Genomic DNA, 17,347 nt, shown 5'->3' on the forward strand with positions numbered 1-17,347 from the left:
ACAGGGCGGAATGACGACGCCCTACGATCCGTTGTGCGAAGAGCCGGTCCGGGTTGCCTGGACCGGAAGCGACTAACGGAGGTCGAGGGTGTCGGACGTTCGGAACCTGATCGTCGTGGGATCGGGGCCCGCCGGGTACACCGCCGCGGTCTACGCGGCGCGCGCCCAGCTCGAACCACTGGTGTTCGAGGGCTCGCAGTACGGCGGCGCGCTGATGACCACGACCGAAGTCGAGAACTACCCCGGTTTCCGCGACGGCATCATGGGCCCCGACCTCATGGAGCAGATGCGGGAGCAGGCCAAGCGCTTCGGCGCGGAGCTGCGCGCGGAGGACGTCGAGGAGCTGGAGCTCGACGGCCCGGTGAAGTACGTCACCGCGAACGGCACCCGCTACGCCGCCCGCGCGGTCATCCTCGCCATGGGCGCGGCGGCCCGGTACCTGCACGTCCCCGGTGAGCAGGAGCTGCTGGGGCGCGGTGTGTCGGCCTGCGCCACGTGCGACGGCTTCTTCTTCCGCGACCAGGACATCGCGGTCATCGGCGGCGGCGACTCGGCGATGGAGGAGGCGACGTTCCTCACCAAGTTCGCCCGATCGGTCACGATCATCCACCGCCGTGAGGAGTTCCGCGCCTCCAAGATCATGCTGGAGCGCGCGCGGACCAACGACAAGATCAAGTGGCTGCTGAACGCCGAGGTCGTCGAGGTGCTCGGCGACACGTCGGTGTCCGGCGTGAAGACCCGCGACACGCGCACGGGCGAGGTGGCCGAGCACCCGTTCACCGGTTTCTTCGTCGCCATCGGCCACGACCCGCGCAGCGAGCTGGTCAAGGGCCAGGTCGAGCTGGACGGCGAGGGTTACGTCCAGGTCGTCGGCCGCACGACTCACACGAACGTGGACGGTGTGTTCGCCGCGGGCGACCTCGTCGACCACACCTACCGCCAGGCGATCACCGCCGCCGGGTCCGGCTGCGCCGCCGCGATCGACGCGGAGCGCTGGCTCGCCGAGCACGGGACCACGGAGGCCGCGGTCACCGCCGAGCACGTCGGCGGCGGCTACAGCGAGCCCGTCACCACCAGCTGAAGCACTCGCTCGAGAGGGAGAACACACATGGCAGGCTCCACCGTGGTCACGTCCGCCCAGACGTTCGCCGACGACGTTCTGACCAGCGAGAAGCCGGTTCTGGTCGACTTCTGGGCCACCTGGTGCGGCCCGTGCAAGATGGTCGCCCCGGTGCTCGAGGAGATCGCCGCCGAGCACGCCGAGAAGATCACCGTCGCGAAGCTCGACATCGACGCGAACCCGTCGATCGCCCGCGACTACCAGATCATGTCGGTGCCGACCATGATCCTGTTCCAGGGCGGTCGGCCGGTGAAGCAGATCGTCGGCGCCAAGCCGAAGGCCGCGCTGCTGAAGGACCTGTCCGACGTGCTCTGAGCACTGACATCCGGGTGACCCGTCCGTCTTCCACGGGAGGCGGGCGGGTCACTCGTATGTGGAGCTGTGACCACGGCCAGTAGCCCCATCCGTGCCATCGCCGCGAGCAAGGCACAATAGGGCGTCAAGTTCAGCGTCGGCCGGTGTCGGCGCCTTAGTGAGCGAGGGGTGCATGCCGCTACTCCGCCGCGGGGACTTCGGGCCGGACGTCGCCGAGGTCAGGGCAACTCTGACCAAGCTCGGCCTGCTGTCCGATCCGCAGCCGTCTCAGGTGTTCGACCTGCCGGTCGAGCACGCTGTGCGAGCGTTCCAGCAGCAGCGGGGTCTCATCACCGACGGCATCGTCGGTCCGGCCACCTACCGCGCGCTGCGTGACGCGACTTATCGACTCGGCGACCGCCCGCTGGCGTTCCTGATGGCGCAGCCGGTGACCGGCGACGACGTCTTCGCCCTGCAGGAGCGCCTGCTGGAGCTGGGTTACGACGCCGGGCGCGCCAACGGCGAGTTCGGCCACCAGACCGAACTGGCGCTGCGGAGCTTCCAGCGCGACTACGGGCTCATCGTGGACGGCATGTGCGGTCCGGACACGGTCCGCGCGCTGCGCCAGCTCCAGCCCAAGGTGCGGGGCGGCCGGCCGGTGTTCCTGCGCGAGCAGGAGCGCGTGCGCCGGGCCGGCCCGCGGCTGAGCGGGAAGCGGATCATCATCGACCCCGGTCACGGCGGCGAGGACCGCGGTGTCGTGGTCGACGGCGTGTCCGAGGCCGACGTGATGCTGGACCTGGCCCGGCTGCTCGAGGGCAAGATGGCCGCCACCGGCATGGAGGCCCTGCTCACGCGCGGGCCGAACAACAACCCGGACGAGAGCGAGCGGGCCCGGTTCGCCAACGAGGCGGGCGCGGACCTGATCCTGTCGCTGCACGCCGACCGCAACGCGTCGCCGCTCGCGTCGGGCGTGGCCACGTTCCACTTCGGCACGGGCAACGGCACGTCGTCCACGGTCGGCGAGGCGCTGGCCGGGTTCATCCAGCGCGAGATCGTGGCCCGCACGGGCATGCTGGACTGCCGCACGCACCCGAAGACGTGGGAGATGCTGCGGATGACCCGCTGCACGGCGGTCCGGGTCGAGGTCGGCTACCTGACCAACGCGGGGGACCGGCAGCGCCTGGCGAACCCGTCGTTCCGCGACGTGGTGGCCGAGGGCATCCTGGTCGCCGTGAAGCGCCTGTACCTGCTGGGCAAGGACGACCAGCCGACGGGCACGTTCACGCTGGACGACCTGATGCGGCACGAGGTCGCGACGGGCAAGATCCGCTAGGCCCGCCGAGCCCGCCCGAGCCGTCGAGCGCGCCCGCGACCACCGATCTCCGGCCGCGGGCGCGACCCGTCCCGGCAGGTCGCGCTACCAGCCCGCCAGGACGTCCAGCACGTCGGCGACGAAGTCCTCGTCGTCCTCGCGGTTCTGGGCCCGCAGGTCGAGCATGAGGTCGGTCACCTCGTCGATCAGGCGCTCCGTCGCGATGCCCTCGGCCTGCCACCCGCCGAGCAGTGTGCGAATCTCTCCGAAGTCCCGCGATCCCTCGGTGATCGCGAGTACCTTGCGCTGGATCTCCGCCCCCACGTCCACGAGTCGATCTTATTGCCCGGCGCCGCCGGTGAGGAGCACGATGGAGTTCTACCGCCTCGAACCCGAGGTCGCCGGTGTGTTGGACGAGGGAACGGTGATCGACGCGGCGGCCCACCCGCCCCGCATCGAGTCGGTGCACTACGAGATCACCGACTGGTCGGGTGACGACCTGGTCGAGGCGTTCCCGGTGTACCTCGTCACGGACGACCTGGCCGACACGCTGGTCGACAGCGGCCTGGACGCGTTCCGCGTCCGGCGCGCCGTCGTCACCCTCTCGGAGGAGGCGCAGGAGCTGCTGGAGGGTAAGGAGCTGCCCACGTTCCACTGGCTGGAGGTGACGGGCCAGGCCGGCGTGGACGACATCGGCGTCACCGACCAGGGCCAGCTCGTCGTGAGCGAGCAGGCGCTCGACCTCTTTCAGGGCGGCACGCTGGAGAGCTGCGAGATCGACCGCTTCTAGCCCTCAGCGCCGAGCCGAGCCGGGCGGGACCGCTCCTGCCGCCGCTCCTGCCGCTGCCGCCGCCGTCGTCGTCGCCTAGACGGACGCCTGCCACGGGATGCCGGGCAGCACGTGCCCCGTCTCCAGCAGCGACTTCAGGTTGGACAGCACCGCGGCCCAGCCCGACGCCGCCTGCGCGCGCTCCGACTCGTCCGCCAGGTCCTCGTGCGTGACGGTCAGCCGCACGATCTCGCCGTACGGCTCGATCCGGAACGTCACGGTCGACGTCACGGACGGGTCCGCCGGGTCCGCCCACGTCGTCACCAGGCGGCGCGGCGGGTCGGCCTCGACGACCTCGCCCACCACGTCGTCGACGTCCGAGCCGTCGACCCGCCGGTGCGACCAGGTGGAGCCCACCTCCCAGTCCGAGATGTTGCGGTGCCCCCAGTACTGCGCGGTCACGTCCGCGTCGGTCAGGGCCTCCCACACCCGTTCGGGCGTGCTCTCGATGTACGTCACGTACACGAACTCCGGCTTCACCGGTTCCTCCGCTCGTCGTTTCACGGCGCCGAGCAGCCGCAACCGGGGCCGCTCGAACTTGTCGATCCACCGCTCCTGCACCTCGTGCAGCGGCACGGGGTTGAGGTAGTGCAACTTCTCCCGCCCGCGGCGGACGGTGCTGACCAGGTTCGCCGCCTCCAGCACGCTCAGGTGCTGGGTGACGGACTGCCTGGTCATGCCGAGGCGCGCGCACAGCTCGCCGAGCGTCTGCCCGTTCTCCTCGTGCAGCCGGTCCAGCAGGTAGCGGCGGGTCTCGTCGGCCAGGGCCTTGAACACCTTGTCCACACCCCACGTTATGCAGGTAAATACCTGCATGTCAACGCGAGCAAGAGAAACCGCAGGTCACAGGGTTGATCAGACGGGCCGGAAGCTCGGCTCCGCCGTCGCGGTCGACACGCTCACCGAGTTGAGCAGCCGCTCCAACGCCGACTCCACGTCTTCCTTCCACGAGGACGCGCTGCGCAGCTCCAGCCGGAGCCGGGGCCAGCGGGGGTGGGGGCGCAACGTCTTGAAGCCCACTTGGAGCAGGAACGCGGCCGGCGTCACGCAGCTCGGCCCGCCGTCATCCGGCCGGTTGTCGCCGAACGCCTCGATGGCCTTCACGCCACGCCGGGTGAGGTCCTTCGCCACCGACTGCACCAGGACGCGGCCGAGGCCGCCGCCGCGGAACTCCGGCAGCACCTCCAGGCCGGTCAGCAGCACGGCGTCCGGGCTGACGGGGGAGGTGGGGAACGCCAACGACCTGGGCACGGCCGCCGGCGGCGCGTAGAAGACCGAACCGGCGGGAATCCCGTCGCAGTAGATGATCCGACCGCAGGAGCCCCACTCCAGCAGCACGCTGGAGACCCAGGCCTCCTTCTCGAACTCCGTGTCGCCGAACTCCTCCGCCTGCTCTTTCAGGTGCGGCGCGAGCTCCCAGAAGACGCACGTCCGGGTGTGCTTGGAGAGGTGCTCCAGGTTGTCCAAGGTGACGCCCACGACACGACGCGACACCCCGACCTCCAAGCCCCCGAAGACATCCCCTCCCGAGGATAGGCGGATGTGACCCCCGCCCGGAAGGCAGATGCCCCGAACGGGACGGCCGTTACACTCGGCTGGGAACAAACCCGCCGGTAACAGCCACCTACGGAGTTTCCCGTGAACCTACCCGGACAGCCTCCCAAGCAGGGAGCCAGAAGCCTCGACCCCCATCTCCGCCGGTACGCGGCGCGGACGGCGGGCATGACGGCATCGGAGATCCGGGCGCTCTTCGCGGTGGCGAGCCGGCCTGAGGTGGTGTCCCTGGCGGGGGGGATGCCGCACCTGGCAGCACTCCCACTGGAGTCGCTCAGCGCGGAGGTGGCGGACGTCGTCGCCACCGAGGGCCTGGTCGCCCTCCAGTACGGCAGTGCGCACGGCGTGCCTGAGCTGCGCGAGCAGATCTGCGACGTGATGGCGCTGGAGGGCATCAACGCCCACCCCGACGACGTGGTCGTGACCGTCGGCTCCCAGATGGGCCTCGACATGGTCACCCGGATCTTCTGCGACCCCGGTGACGTCGTGCTGGCCGAAGGCCCCTCGTACGTCGGGGCGCTGGGCTCCTTCTCCGCCTACCAGGCGCAGGTCGTGCACGTCGGCATGGACGCGGACGGCCTCGTGCCCGAGGCGCTGCGCGAGGCCATCGCCTCGGTCGAGCGCACGGGCCGGCGGATCAAGTTCCTCTACACGATCCCGAACTTCCACAACCCCGCCGGCGTGACGCTCGCCGTCCAGCGCCGGGCCGAGGTCCTGGAGATCTGCCGGACGCACGGCATCCTGGTCGTCGAGGACAACCCGTACGGCCTGCTGGGCTTCGACGGCACCACGTACCCGGCGCTGCGGGCGAGCGACCCGGACAACGTGGTCTACCTCGGCTCGTTCTCCAAGACGTTCGCCGCCGGCCTGCGGGTCGGGTGGGTGCTCGCGCCGCACGCCGTGCGCGAGAAGCTCGTCCTGGCCGCCGAGTCGGCCACGCTGTGCCCGCCCACGCTCAACCAGCTGATCGTGTCGCGCTACCTGTCGACGCACGACTGGAAGGGCCAGATCAAGACCTACCGCGAGGCGTACCGGGACCGGCGCGACGCGGCGATCTCGGCGCTGGAGCAGCACATGCCGGTTGGTTCCACGTGGAACAAGCCGAACGGCGGGTTCTACGTGTGGGTGACCGTGCCGGAGGGCGTCGACACGAAGGCGATGCTGCCCCGTGCCATCACCCAGCGGGTGGCGTACGCGTCGGGCACCGGCTTCTACGCCGACGGCCTCGGCAGCCGCCAGCTCCGCATCTCGTACTGCTACCCGACGCCCGAACGCATCCGCGAGGGCGTGCGGCGGCTCGCGAACGTCATCAAGGACGAGGTGGAGCTGCACGAGACGTTCGGCCCCACGACGGGCCGCGCGGTCTCCGGTCCGCACAGCCCGTCGCCCGACACCGCTTGATCAGGAGTAGAGAGTTGTCGAACCGCTGGGTCGCAGTCCTGTCCGGGGGCCTTTCGCACGAGCGGGAGGTGTCCCTGCGATCCGGTCGCCGGCTCTCGGCCGCCCTCCGCTCGGCCGGCCTGGTCGTGGAGGAGTGGGACGCCGACGGCACCCTGCTCACCCGCCTGAAGGAGCACCGCCCGGACGCCGTCGTGGTCGCGCTGCACGGCGGCGAGGGCGAGAACGGGTCGGTGCAGACGATCCTGGAGCTGGTCGGCGTGCCGTTCGTCGGCACCGACTCGAGGGCGTGCCGCCGGGCGTGGGACAAGCCGACCGCCAAGGCGGAGCTGGCCCGTGCGGGCCTGACGACGCCGGAGTGGGCCGTGCTGCCGCACGCGACGTTCCGGGAGCTGGGCGCGCGGCCGGTGCTGGACGCGATGGTCGAGCGGCTCGGGCTGCCGCTGATGCTGAAGCCGGACCAGGGCGGTTCCGCGTTGGGCGCCCAGGTGGTGCGTGACGCGGCCGACCTGCCGACCGCGATGGTCGGCTGCCTGGCGTACGGGGACACCGTGCTCGCCGAGCGGTACGTCGAGGGCGTCGAGGTGGCCGTGGCGGTGGTCGACGGTCCGGACGGGCCGTACGCGCTGCCGCCGGTGGAGATCGTGCCGGAGAACGGCGTCTACGACTACACCGCGCGGTACACGGCGGGGTTGACGGACTTCCACGCGCCGGCGCGGCTGGACGAGAAGGCGGCGCAGGCGGTCGGCGAGCTGGCGGTGTCGGCGCACCGGTTGCTGGGGCTGCGCGACGTGTCGCGGACGGACGCGATCGTCGCTGCGGACGGCGCCGTCCACTTCCTCGAAGTGAACGTGTCGCCCGGTTTGACCGAGACCTCGCTCCTGCCGATGGCGGTCGAGGCGGCGGGGCAGTCGCTCGGCGAGATCTACGCGGGTCTGATCGAGCGCGCGGTGGTGCGCTGACCCGTCGTCGGGGGAGCGCGAAAACCGTGAGACCCTCTTACTCATACATGACGGCCCGTGTCCGATTGGACACGGGCCGTCATCGTCACCGTGACATAAGGCCCTGGGGTGATCCCTTGCGGGCCGAACAAGTCCGATTTGTCCGATTTATTCGGCAGATCGGGAACGGACCGCCGCCTCCGGTGACATGAGCTGGATGATGCGTTCCAAGTCGTCCACGGACCCGAACTCGACCACGATCCGGCCCTTCCGCTGCCCGAGTTCGACCTTCACCCGCGTGTCGAAGTTGTCCGACAGCCGCTCCGCCAACTCCTGCAGCCCCGGCGCCTGCATCTGCTTGCGGCGGACCTGCTTCGCCTTGGCCGGCTCGGCGCTCTTCGCGAGCGTCACCGCCTCCTCGGTCGCGCGGACCGACATGCCCTCCGCCACGATCCGCGTCGCCAGCTCCTCCTGCACGCCGGGGTCGTCGATGCCGAGCAGCGCGCGGGCGTGACCTGCGGACAGCACGCCCGCCGCGACCCGCCGCTGGACGGGGAGGGGGAGCTTCAGCAGCCGGATGGTGTTGGTGACGACCGGGCGGCTGCGGCCGATGCGGTCGGCCAGCTCCTCGTGCGTCACGCCGAACTCCTCCAGCAACTGCTGGTAGGCCGCCGCCTCTTCCAACGGGTTCAGCTGGACGCGGTGGATGTTCTCCAGCAGCGCGTCGCGCAGCATCACGTCGTCGGCGGTCTGCCGGACGATCGCCGGGATCGTCTTCAGGCCGGCCAGCTGGGTCGCCCGCCACCGCCGCTCGCCCATGACGAGCTCGTAGGTGTCCGGGCCGGTCGCCCGCACCACGATCGGCTGCATGAGGCCGAACTCGCGGATCGAGTGCTCCAGCTCGCGCAGCGCCTCTTCGTCGAAGACCTGCCGCGGCTGCTTCGGGTTGGTGCGGATCGCGGTGACCGGCAGCTCCTGGTACACCGCGCCGGCCACCTCCCCGGTCGGCTCCGCGTTCCCGGACGACAGCACAGGGGCGGACGACGAACCGTTGGGCACGGCCCGGATCGGCGTCGGCGCCGCCGGGGTGCCCGGCGGGGGACCGCTCGGGATCAGGGCCGCGAGCCCTCGGCCCAGGCCACCCTTGCGCTGTTCCGTCATGCCGACCCCATCTCCGCGCCGTACTCGGCGATCTCCCGTGCCGCGTCGAGGTAGCTCATCGCGCCCCGTGAGCCGGGATCGTAGGTGAGCACCGTCTGACCGAATCCTGGTGCCTCGGAGACCTTCACGCTGCGCGGGATCACCGTTCGGAGGACCGTGTCGCCGAAGTGGCCGCGCACCTCGCTGGTCACCTGGTCGGCCAGCTTCGTGCGGCCGTCGTACATGGTGAGCAGGATGGTGGACACGTTCAGCATCGGGTTCAGGTGCGCCTGCACGAGCTCGATGTTCCGCAGCAGCTGCCCCAGCCCTTCCAGCGCGTAGTACTCGCACTGGATCGGGATCAGCACCTCCTGGGCGGCCACCATCGCGTTGACGGTCAGCAGGCCGAGCGACGGCGGGCAGTCGATGAACACGTAGTCCGGCTTGATCGGGTCCAGCGCCTCGGGGCTCAGCGCCTCCTTCAGCCGGGACTCGCGGGCCACCATAGAGACGAGTTCGATCTCCGCGCCCGCGAGGTCGATCGTGGCGGGCACGCAGTACAGGTTGGGGGACTGGTTGCTGACCTGAGCCGCCTCGGCGACGGACATCTCACCGATCAGCACCTCGTACACCGACGGCGTGCCGGAGCGGTGCTCGACGGCCAGCGCCGTGCTCGCGTTGCCCTGCGGGTCGAGGTCGATGACGAGCACCTTGAGCCCGTGGATGGCGAGGGCGGCGGCCAGGTTCACCGTGCTCGTGGTCTTGCCGACGCCGCCCTTCTGGTTGGCGACCACCATGACCCGACGACGGGCGGGACGGGGGAGTTGGAGTGAGTCGGGGTGCAGGACGCGGGTCGCGCGTGCCGCTTCTTCCGCGATCGGGGTCCACACGGTGCTGTCTCCTGCTGGGTCCACGTTGTTAGCCAGGTTTGCGTTTCCGGCCGGGCGGAGCACTTCGCCTGCGCCCACCACACATTCGGGTTCGGTTTCACGTGAAACACCGGCCGCTTGGAACACCGGTTGCAGGGGGTCGGGGTACACGTTCACCGAACCTTCTTTCTGCGACGCGCCTTCACGGCGGCTCGCCTGCTCGTCGCGCTCCAGGAGCACGACTGTCGTCGGCAGTTCGAGTACATCGCCTCCGCAGGTGACCACCCGTGGCCGGACGCCGCCGGCCCGGCGCACCGCCTCGGCGTCGCGTTCCAGTTCCTCCGCGGCGCTCTCGCCCTTGAGTGCCACCAGGCGCCCGCCCGGCCGGAGCAGCGGCAGGCACCACCGCGTCAGCCGTTCCAGCGGGGCCACCGCGCGAGCCGTCACGACGTCGGAGTCGGACAGCTGGTCGCGCACCGGCCCCTCCTCGGCTCGTCCGCGGATCACGGTCACCTTCAGGTCGAGCGCCTCGACGCACTCGGTCAGCCACGCCACCCGGCGTGCCATCGGCTCCAGGAGCGTGAGGTCGAGGTCCGGCCGTGCGATCGCCAGGGGGATGCCCGGCAGGCCCGCGCCCGAGCCTACGTCCACGACCCGGCTGCCTTGGGGAAGCAACTCCGCAACAACGGCCGAATTCAGGACGTGGCGGTCCCAGAGCCGGTCGACCTCACGCGGACCGATGAGCCCGCGCTCGACGCCGTGCTCGGCGAGCAGTGCCGTGAAGGCGACCGCCTTGTCGTAGTGGTCACCGAAGACCTTCTTCGCGCGGTCTTCCACCTCTGCGGCCATGGCTCCGTCCGGGACGTTTCACGTGAAACCACACATGACGCCGGCGGCGACCGGTGTGGGTGAGGGGTTGGGCGTCTCGCCAGAGGCGGCGGGCCCCGCGAGATGTGCCGGTGCCCACTATGACGGATCACCCCGGCGACACGCCAAATCGGAGTGACCAGATCGGCGGGTTTCACGTGAAACTGGCGATGCGTCCGTCCTTGGGCAGTGCGCGGAGGAGTTCGAGGGCGTAGTCGACGGACTCCACGTGGTCGAGTCCGGGTACGTCCGCGAGCGGGTGCCACGCCGCCTCGTCCGTGCTGCCGCCCACCTCGTGGGTCAGCTCGCCGCCGACGATGTGCGCCTCGTACATGATCCGGATGCGGTGGTAGTCCAGCTCGACGCCGTCGCGCACGACCGGGCCGCAGACGTTCTGGATGCCGAGCAGCCGGTCCACCTCCGCGCGGAAGCCGGTCTCCTCGAACACCTCGCGGACCACGGCGTCGTACGGATCTTCACCGTGATCGAGCCCGCCGCCGGGCAGGATCCACATCGGCCGGTCGGGCCCGCGCCAGCGCGACATCAGCAGCCGACCGTCTTCGATGATCACGGCGTAGGCGGCGACACGGAGCTTCTGGCTGATCCCAGTCATGCCGCGACCGTTTCACGTGAAACACGGCGAGGGGAAGGGGTTGGGATGTACACGATCAGGCCGGGGGTGCTGAGCACGATGGCACACCCGCACGACCTCCGGCACGTGACCCGACTGGCGGAGGAAGGCGTGAACGTCATCGTGTGCGCGCTGACCGACACCGAGTTGGCCGAGCTGGACCTGACGGGGGAGGAGGAGACCGCGCGGGACGCCGGCATGGCGTTCCACCGGGTGCCGATCCCGGACTTCGGCGTGCCCGACGTCCCGCCGGAGCTGGACGCCGTCGTGGCCGAGATGCGGGCGGGGCGGCACGTCCTCGTCCACTGCTGGGGCGGCATCGGCCGGTCGTCGTTGGTGGCGGGCGCGCTGCTCGTGCTCGACGGCGCGTCACCCGAGGCGGCGTGGCAGGCGATCGCGGAGGCGCGTGAGCGGGACGTGCCGGAGACCGACGAGCAGCGCGCGTGGCTGACGACGTTCGCGCAGGCGCGGTTCTGGGACGCCGAGGCGGAGTCGTTCGACGACGAGCCCGACCACGGCTTGCGCGACCCCGACGTCCGGCGGGCGTGGGCCGAACTGCTCCTGCCCCTGCTCCCGCCCGCGCCGGCGACCGTGATCGACCTGGGTTGCGGCACCGGCAGCCTCACCGCCCTCGTCGCCGAGGCCGGCCACGACGTGCGCGGGCTCGATCTGTCCGAGCGCATGGTCGCCGCGGCACGCGCGAAGGTCGCCGGCGTCGAGTTCCGCCAGGGCGACGCCGCCCACCCCCCGTACCCGCCGGGGACGTTCGACGTGGTGCTGGCGCGCCACGTCCTGTGGGCACTGCCCGACCCGACCGCCGCCCTCGCCCGGTGGCGTTCGCTGCTGAAGCCGGGCGGCCGCCTGGTCCTGATCGAGGGCCGCTGGTCGACCGGCGCCGGCCTCACCGCTGCCGAGTGCGTGGCCCTGCTGGGCGGTGGCGAGGTCCACCACCTGACCGATCCGGCGCTGTGGGGGAGGGAGATCGACGACGAGCGCTACCTGGTCGTGGGGAGCTGACGCCACGGGGATGGACACCGGCGGGTCGGGCGGCGATGGGGTGGGGACGTCCGGTGAAGGCAGGGCACCCCGCAGAGCCGGGGCCGCCGGTGGGCGCGGTACGCCGGCGAGCAAGGGTGCCGGTGGGCGAGAGACGCCAGTGGGGTGCGAGTGGCGCGGTACCGCCGCCAGCGGGGCAGGGCGCGCCGGTGGGGCAGTGACCCCGCCCGGCAGCCACCCGCCGCCCAGCACCCCGGCGGCAGCCACCCACCGGCCGCCCCAACGCCCGCCTTCCCACCGGCAGCGCCGGCCCCTGACACGAGAACGGCCCCGGCTCCCACGAGGGGGCCGGGGCCGTTTCACGTGAAACCGCTCAGGGCTTCGGCAGCACCACCACGCGGCGCTGGGGCTCTTCGCCCTCGCTCTCGCTGTGCACGCCCGCGACGGCGGCGACCGCGTCGTGCACGACCTTCCGCTCGAACGGCGTCATCGGGTGCAGCCGCACCTTCTCACCGCTCGCCGCCACCTTCTCGGCCGTCGTGCGGCCGAGCTCGGCGAGTTCGGCACGCCGTCCGGCGCGCCACCCGGCGATGTCGAGCATGAGCCGGCTGCGCACGCCGGTCTCCTGCTGCACGGCGAGCCGGGTCAGCTCCTGCAACGACTCCAGGACCGTGCCGCGGGTGCCGACCAGCTTCTCCAGGTCGTCACCGCCGTCGATGCTCACGATCGCCCGACCCGCCTCGACGTCGAGGTCGATGTCGCCGTCGTAGTCGAGCAGGTCCAACAGCCGCTCGAGGTAGTCCCCGGCGATGTCGCCCTCCTGGACGAGCAGGTCCTCCGAGCTCCCCGACCGCGCCGGTCGGGCCTCGTCGGCCTCCGGTGCGTCCACGTCGGCCGCCTGCAACGTCTCCGACACGATGTCTCCTCTCCAGGGTCAACGACGCTTCTTGTTGCCCTGCTTCTTGCCAGGGGATCGGTCTGGGCTCAGACCGGGAACCTCGGTGGACGGCTTGGCGGTCTCGGTGGACTCGCTCACGTCCGGCGCCGGCGTCGCGGCGGCGGGCGAGGCGCCCGCGGGCTTGCGCGACTGCGGCTGCGGCTTCTGGCCGGGCTTCGGCTTCGTCACGGGCTTGGCGCCCGGCTTCGGCGCGAGCGCGTTGCGCTGCGCGGTCGCCTCGACCTTCTTCGCCTCTTCCTCGCGGTCGATGCGGTGGTAGACGACGTACTGCTGGCCCAGCGTCCACGCGTTGTTGCTCAGCCAGTAGAGCAGGATCGCGATGGGGAAGAAGAGGCCACCGACGAGCACGCCGATCGGGAACAAGTACAGCGTCAGCTTGTTCATGATCGCGGTCTGCGGGTTGTCCGCCGCCGCCTGCGTCTGGCGGGCCACCGAGTGCCGCGCGGTGAAGTGCGTGGCGATCGACGCGACGATCATCAGCGGGATCGACACCAGCAGCACGTTGTTGCGGTCGGTCGCGAACGCCGCGAGCTCGTTGCCCGGCATCGTGATGAACGTCGACAGGTTCGCGCCGAACAGCTTGGCGTTGACGAACGACTCGACGCCCTTCGCGTCGAAGAAGTACACCTCGCCCCAGCCGGGCCGGAACGAGCGCAGCACGTGGAACAGACCGATGAACACCGGGATCTGCACGAGCATCGGCAGGCAGCCGCCGAGCGGGTTGACCCCGTGCTCGGACTGGAGCTTCTGCATCTCCTGCGCCTGGCGCTGCTTGTCGTTCGCGTACTTCTTCTTGATCTTCTGGAGTTCCGGCGCGAACTCCTGCATCTTGCGCATCGAGCGGACCTGGCCGACGAACGGCTTGAACAGGATCGCGCGCAGCGTGAAGACGAGGAACACCACTGCCAGGGCCCACGCGAACCCGCTCGACTCGCCGAAGATGTGGCCGAACACCCAGTGCCAACACCACAGGATGAAGGACACCGGGTAGTAGATGAAGTTGAGCACTAGCTACTCCTCGGCAGGAAAGTCGGGGACCGTGGTCCGCCTCGGCGGAACCGGGTCCAGGCCACCAGGGTGCCAGGGTCCGCAGCGGCCCAGCCGGCGCAGGGTCAGCCAGGAACCGCGCAGCGCACCGTGGACGGTCAACGCCTCCACCGCGTACGCACTGCAACTCGGGTGGAAACGGCAGGTCGGGGGCAGTGCCGGCGAGATGAACTTCCGGTAGAAGCGCACCGGCAGCAGCAGAGCCCGGACGACGGGGCTCACCTGGACGGTCGTCATCGCAGCACCTTGTGCAGCGCCGCGTCGAGGTCTCGGCCGAGCTCGGCGCTGTCCGCATCGGCTGACGGTGCCAACGCGCGCACGACGAGCGAAGTTCCGGGCGGCAGCAGGTCCAGCCGATCACGCACCAGGTGCCGCAGCCTGCGGCTCACCCGGTGGCGGACCACCGAGTTGCCCACGGCCTTGCTCACGACGAAGCCCACCTTGGACGGGTCCAAGGTGGGCTGCGCCGAGGTGCCATCGGATGCTGCCGCGGTGGTCGTCCGCGCCACTGCGCCGCTGGTCGCCGAAGGTGTGGACGGCTGCGCCGCGGTGTCGTCGGTCGCTGCCGACGCCCGCGGTCGTGCCACCACGCCCGCGGTCCCCGCCGGCATCAGGACGTGCACCACCAGCCGAGGCCTGCCGGCCCGGCGGCCTCGGCGGACCACCAGGCCGAAGTCCTGGCTGCGGGTCAGCCGATTGGCCGCCGGTAGCACGGCGCTGCGGCGATCAGGCGGACAGCTGCTTGCGGCCCTTGCCACGGCGCGCGGCCAGGATGGCGCGACCGGCACGGGTGCGCATGCGCAGCCGGAACCCGTGGGTCTTGGCACGGCGGCGGTTGTTGGGCTGGAAGGTGCGCTTACCCTTGCTCACGGTCGGACTCCCGGTGCTTAACTGCCAAGCAGGTCTGTGGTTGTCCCCTGCGAACAAGCCTTAGGCGCGCGAAAAGCACCCCACGCAAGCGGGAGACGGTACGAGGGTACGCAGCCCCGGGGGCGCGGTTCAAATCGGGGTCGCACCCGGGTGCTGGCGGCGGGGTCCGCGACCACCCGGCCGACGTCCGCGGAGGCGTTGAGACCTTGCGGCCGAGTACGTCTTGTGGCATGGGCCGCACCTTGTTAGCGTGCTGCCTTCGCGGGTAGACGCGGGCCTCGCCGCACAGGCGGGGCAGGACGCCGCCACGCGACCGCAGGTGCTCGGGAGCAACGGGGGGATCCGCTGCACACCGAGCCGCGTTCGTGCACAGTTGTGGATAACTCTGTGGATGCCTCTATTCTCCGTGTCCACGTCGTGGAAGTTCCCCGGGGGACTGACCGCGGAGCCGTCACCGAGGGGAGGGGAGCGCGGAGGTGTCCGACCACCAGGCCGATCTGGGTCTCGTGTGGGAGCAGGTCGTGCAGGAGCTAGCCGCCAGCACGTTGTCTCCCCAGCAACGCGCGTGGATGCGCGTGACCAGACCCATCGGGCTGCTCGACGGGACCGCCCTGCTCGCCGCGCCGAGCGACTTCGCCAAGGAAGCCATCGAGCGCGCGCTCCGCGAACCCATCACCGCGGCGCTGTCGCGTCGCCTCGGCCGTGCCGTGTCGCTGGCCGTGAAGGTCGACTCGCCCGACCCCCTGACCGGACCGATCGCGGTGCCCGGCGCCGTGCCGGTCGCGATGCCGGCCCCGGTGCCCGTCGGCGGCGGCGGCCTGGTCGTCGAGGCCGAGACCGAGGGTGACGCCGAGGGCGAGGGCGACGAGGTCGACGAAGAGGGCGAGGCGCTCGCCGCCGTCACCGAGATCTGGCCCACGTTCGGCGGCGGCCACGCCGCGCCGAGCGGCACCCCGTACACCCGGCCGGCGAACCCCGTGGCGTCGCAGACCCGGCTGAACGAGAAGTACAACTTCGACACGTTCGTCATCGGCGCGTCCAACCGCTTCGCGCACGCCGCGGCCGTGGCCGTGGCCGAGGCGCCCGCCCGCGCGTACAACCCCCTGTTCATCTGGGGCGAGTCCGGGCTCGGCAAGACGCACCTGCTGCACGCCGTCGGGCACTACGCGCAGCGGCTGTTCCCCGGCATGCGCGTGCGGTACGTGTCGACCGAGGAGTTCACGAACGACTTCATCAACTCCCTGCGCGACGACCGCAAGGTCGCCTTCCAGCGCCGGTACCGGGACATCGACGTGCTGCTCGTCGACGACATCCAGTTCCTGGAGGGCAAGGAAGGCACGCAGGAGGAGTTCTTCCACACGTTCAACACGCTCCACAACGCGAACAAGCAGATCGTCGTGTCGTCCGACCGGCCGCCCAAGCGGCTGGAGACGTTGGAGGACCGGCTGCGGACGCGGTTCGAGTGGGGCCTGATCACGGACATCCAGCCGCCCGAGCTGGAGACCCGGATCGCGATCCTGCGGAAGAAGGCGGCCCAGGACCGCCTCGCCGCGCCGGCCGAGGTGCTGGAGTTCATCGCGGCGCGGATCGAGCGGAACATCCGCGAGCTCGAAGGCGCCCTGATCCGCGTGACGGCGTTCGCCTCGCTGAACCGGCAGCCGGTCGACGTGCAGCTGGCGGAGATAGTGCTGCGCGACCTCATCCCGGACTCGCACGCCCCCGAGATCACCGCGCCGACCATCATGGCCGTGACGGCGGAGTTCTTCAGCGTGTCCATAGACGATCTCTGTGGCCCGGGCAAGACCAAGGTGCTGGCGCAGGCGAGGCAGATCTCGATGTACCTGTGCCGTGAGCTGACGGACCTCTCGCTGCCGAAGATCGGTCAGACCTTCGGCGGCCGCGACCACACGACGGTCATGCACGCGGACAAGAAGATCCGCAAGGAGATGGCCGAGCGCCGCCGGGTGTACGAGCAGGTCCAGGAGCTGACGTCGCGCATCAAGCAGCGCGCCCGTCACACCCCCTGACCTCCCCGCAAACGCTTGCGCCCCCACTGCGCACGCCGCGCACACCGCTGACCTCACCGGACCCACCTCCGGCGCCCCGGCGTGCGCTGGGCGGCCTCGCCGCAGCCGGGCTCACGCCACACCCCAGCCGGATCTGAGCGGTCGAGCCGGGGCTGGTGGCCTCGGTGCGACGGCAGGAGGCGGCGACCGGGTGAAGAGGGCACAGCGGGCGGATCGGGTCTGAGTCGGACGGGTGCGCCCAGGCCGGGCGAGTCCAACCGGGTCCGTGGCTTCAACCCACCGCTCCGAGGCACCGCCGGCCCACCGCTCCGGGCCGCCGCCCGTCCGTCCGCGCCGCCGCGACCCGGCAGCCTTCTCATGGAATCCGGCAGCCGCCCGTCCCGCCCGGTCCACGACCCCCGTTCGCGCCCTCGCCGGTTCGCGACCCCGCCCCATCGCGACCCCGCCCCATCGCGACCCCACCCGCGTCCGCCGTCCCCGGGTGCCGGCGC

19 protein-coding genes and 1 pseudogene are annotated in these 17,347 nt (G+C 70.9%); 8 read left to right on the plus strand and 12 right to left on the minus strand.

Annotated features, from left to right (window positions below):
* Window positions 1-88 precede the first annotated feature (88 nt).
* The 3 genes from trxB to ACFQ3T_RS15780 all read left to right on the plus strand — a co-directional run bounded on the left by trxB (window position 89) and on the right by ACFQ3T_RS15780 (window position 2,750).
* Window positions 89-1,081, plus strand: coding sequence for a thioredoxin-disulfide reductase (gene trxB, locus ACFQ3T_RS15770; protein WP_380724011.1), 993 nt, complete (start codon window positions 89-91; stop codon window positions 1,079-1,081).
* A 27-nt stretch (window positions 1,082-1,108) separates the two neighbouring features.
* Entirely contained in the window at window positions 1,109-1,435 is a 327-nt protein-coding gene (gene trxA / locus ACFQ3T_RS15775; RefSeq protein ID WP_380724012.1) for a thioredoxin, read from the plus strand.
* 172 nt (window positions 1,436-1,607) lie between these two features.
* The gene (locus ACFQ3T_RS15780) at window positions 1,608-2,750 is read left to right on the plus strand and encodes an N-acetylmuramoyl-L-alanine amidase (RefSeq protein ID WP_380724013.1); all 1,143 of its coding nucleotides are present in this window, start codon (window positions 1,608-1,610) and stop codon (window positions 2,748-2,750) included.
* An 84-nt stretch (window positions 2,751-2,834) separates the two neighbouring features.
* Here ACFQ3T_RS15780 and ACFQ3T_RS15785 read toward each other — a convergent pair whose 3' ends face one another.
* Window positions 2,835-3,059 carry a hypothetical protein gene (locus ACFQ3T_RS15785; protein WP_380724014.1) on the minus strand — a complete coding sequence of 75 codons (225 nt, stop codon included), beginning with the start codon at window positions 3,057-3,059 and terminating at the stop codon, window positions 2,835-2,837.
* Between the two features lie 40 nt (window positions 3,060-3,099).
* Between ACFQ3T_RS15785 and ACFQ3T_RS15790 the strand changes: the two genes are divergently transcribed.
* Entirely contained in the window at window positions 3,100-3,519 is a 420-nt protein-coding gene (locus ACFQ3T_RS15790; protein WP_380724015.1) for a hypothetical protein, read from the plus strand.
* Window positions 3,520-3,594: 75 nt separating this feature from the next.
* Here the strand turns inward: ACFQ3T_RS15790 and ACFQ3T_RS15795 are convergent, their stop codons facing one another.
* A complete protein-coding gene (locus tag ACFQ3T_RS15795) occupies window positions 3,595-4,344 on the minus strand; it encodes an ArsR/SmtB family transcription factor (RefSeq protein ID WP_380724016.1) in 750 nt (249 codons plus the stop codon).
* A 69-nt stretch (window positions 4,345-4,413) separates the two neighbouring features.
* Window positions 4,414-5,052 (minus strand): GNAT family N-acetyltransferase, encoded by a 639-nt coding sequence (locus ACFQ3T_RS15800; protein ID WP_380724017.1) that lies wholly within the window; start codon window positions 5,050-5,052, stop codon window positions 4,414-4,416.
* Between the two features lie 144 nt (window positions 5,053-5,196).
* On the opposite strand from ACFQ3T_RS15800, the gene ACFQ3T_RS15805 reads away from it, so the two are divergent.
* The gene (locus tag ACFQ3T_RS15805; protein WP_380724018.1) at window positions 5,197-6,513 is read left to right on the plus strand and encodes an aminotransferase-like domain-containing protein; all 1,317 of its coding nucleotides are present in this window, start codon (window positions 5,197-5,199) and stop codon (window positions 6,511-6,513) included.
* Window positions 6,514-6,527: 14 nt separating this feature from the next.
* Entirely contained in the window at window positions 6,528-7,472 is a 945-nt protein-coding gene (locus ACFQ3T_RS15810; protein WP_380724019.1) for a D-alanine--D-alanine ligase family protein, read from the plus strand.
* Window positions 7,473-7,619: 147 nt separating this feature from the next.
* Here the strand turns inward: ACFQ3T_RS15810 and ACFQ3T_RS15815 are convergent, their stop codons facing one another.
* From ACFQ3T_RS15815 to ACFQ3T_RS15830, 4 genes and pseudogenes are all read right to left on the minus strand, one after another.
* Window positions 7,620-8,612 (minus strand): ParB/RepB/Spo0J family partition protein, encoded by a 993-nt coding sequence (locus tag ACFQ3T_RS15815; protein ID WP_380724020.1) that lies wholly within the window; start codon window positions 8,610-8,612, stop codon window positions 7,620-7,622.
* Window positions 8,609-9,505 (minus strand): ParA family protein, encoded by an 897-nt coding sequence (locus ACFQ3T_RS15820; protein ID WP_380724028.1) that lies wholly within the window; start codon window positions 9,503-9,505, stop codon window positions 8,609-8,611. Before ACFQ3T_RS15820 ends, ACFQ3T_RS15815 begins: the two co-directional genes overlap by 4 nt.
* Before the next feature lie 141 nt (window positions 9,506-9,646).
* Window positions 9,647-10,309: pseudogene (gene rsmG / locus ACFQ3T_RS15825) on the minus strand (16S rRNA (guanine(527)-N(7))-methyltransferase RsmG); the annotation flags it as partial.
* 172 nt (window positions 10,310-10,481) lie between these two features.
* Entirely contained in the window at window positions 10,482-10,940 is a 459-nt protein-coding gene (locus ACFQ3T_RS15830) for an NUDIX hydrolase (RefSeq protein WP_380724021.1), read from the minus strand.
* 45 nt (window positions 10,941-10,985) lie between these two features.
* Between ACFQ3T_RS15830 and ACFQ3T_RS15835 the strand changes: the two genes are divergently transcribed.
* The gene (locus ACFQ3T_RS15835; RefSeq protein ID WP_380724022.1) at window positions 10,986-11,975 is read left to right on the plus strand and encodes a methyltransferase domain-containing protein; all 990 of its coding nucleotides are present in this window, start codon (window positions 10,986-10,988) and stop codon (window positions 11,973-11,975) included.
* A 352-nt stretch (window positions 11,976-12,327) separates the two neighbouring features.
* Here the strand turns inward: ACFQ3T_RS15835 and ACFQ3T_RS15840 are convergent, their stop codons facing one another.
* The 5 genes from ACFQ3T_RS15840 to rpmH are packed head-to-tail and all read right to left on the minus strand — an operon-like array spanning window position 12,328 to window position 14,829.
* Window positions 12,328-12,870 carry a Jag family protein gene (locus ACFQ3T_RS15840; RefSeq protein WP_380724023.1) on the minus strand — a complete coding sequence of 181 codons (543 nt, stop codon included), beginning with the start codon at window positions 12,868-12,870 and terminating at the stop codon, window positions 12,328-12,330.
* Window positions 12,871-12,888: 18 nt separating this feature from the next.
* Window positions 12,889-13,920, minus strand: a complete 1,032-nt coding sequence (gene yidC / locus ACFQ3T_RS15845) for a membrane protein insertase YidC (protein WP_380724024.1) — start codon at window positions 13,918-13,920, stop codon at window positions 12,889-12,891.
* 3 nt (window positions 13,921-13,923) lie between these two features.
* Window positions 13,924-14,196 (minus strand): membrane protein insertion efficiency factor YidD, encoded by a 273-nt coding sequence (gene yidD, locus ACFQ3T_RS15850; RefSeq protein ID WP_380724025.1) that lies wholly within the window; start codon window positions 14,194-14,196, stop codon window positions 13,924-13,926.
* On the minus strand, window positions 14,193-14,747 hold the full coding sequence (gene rnpA, locus ACFQ3T_RS15855; protein WP_380724026.1) for a ribonuclease P protein component: 555 nt from the start codon (window positions 14,745-14,747) through the stop codon (window positions 14,193-14,195). Before rnpA ends, yidD begins: the two co-directional genes overlap by 4 nt.
* A complete protein-coding gene (rpmH, locus tag ACFQ3T_RS15860) occupies window positions 14,686-14,829 on the minus strand; it encodes a 50S ribosomal protein L34 (RefSeq protein WP_073897783.1) in 144 nt (47 codons plus the stop codon). The genes rnpA and rpmH overlap by 62 nt, the downstream gene beginning before the upstream one ends.
* A 476-nt stretch (window positions 14,830-15,305) precedes the next feature.
* Here rpmH and dnaA point away from each other — a divergent pair, with 476 nt between their 5' ends.
* Window positions 15,306-16,856 carry a chromosomal replication initiator protein DnaA gene (gene dnaA / locus ACFQ3T_RS15865; protein ID WP_380724027.1) on the plus strand — a complete coding sequence of 517 codons (1,551 nt, stop codon included), beginning with the start codon at window positions 15,306-15,308 and terminating at the stop codon, window positions 16,854-16,856.
* The last annotated feature ends 491 nt before the right edge of the window (window positions 16,857-17,347 follow it).

This window comes from Saccharothrix hoggarensis, from assembly GCF_042678885.1.
In the GTDB taxonomy this organism is placed as follows: Bacteria; Actinomycetota; Actinomycetes; order Mycobacteriales; family Pseudonocardiaceae; genus Actinosynnema; species Actinosynnema hoggarensis.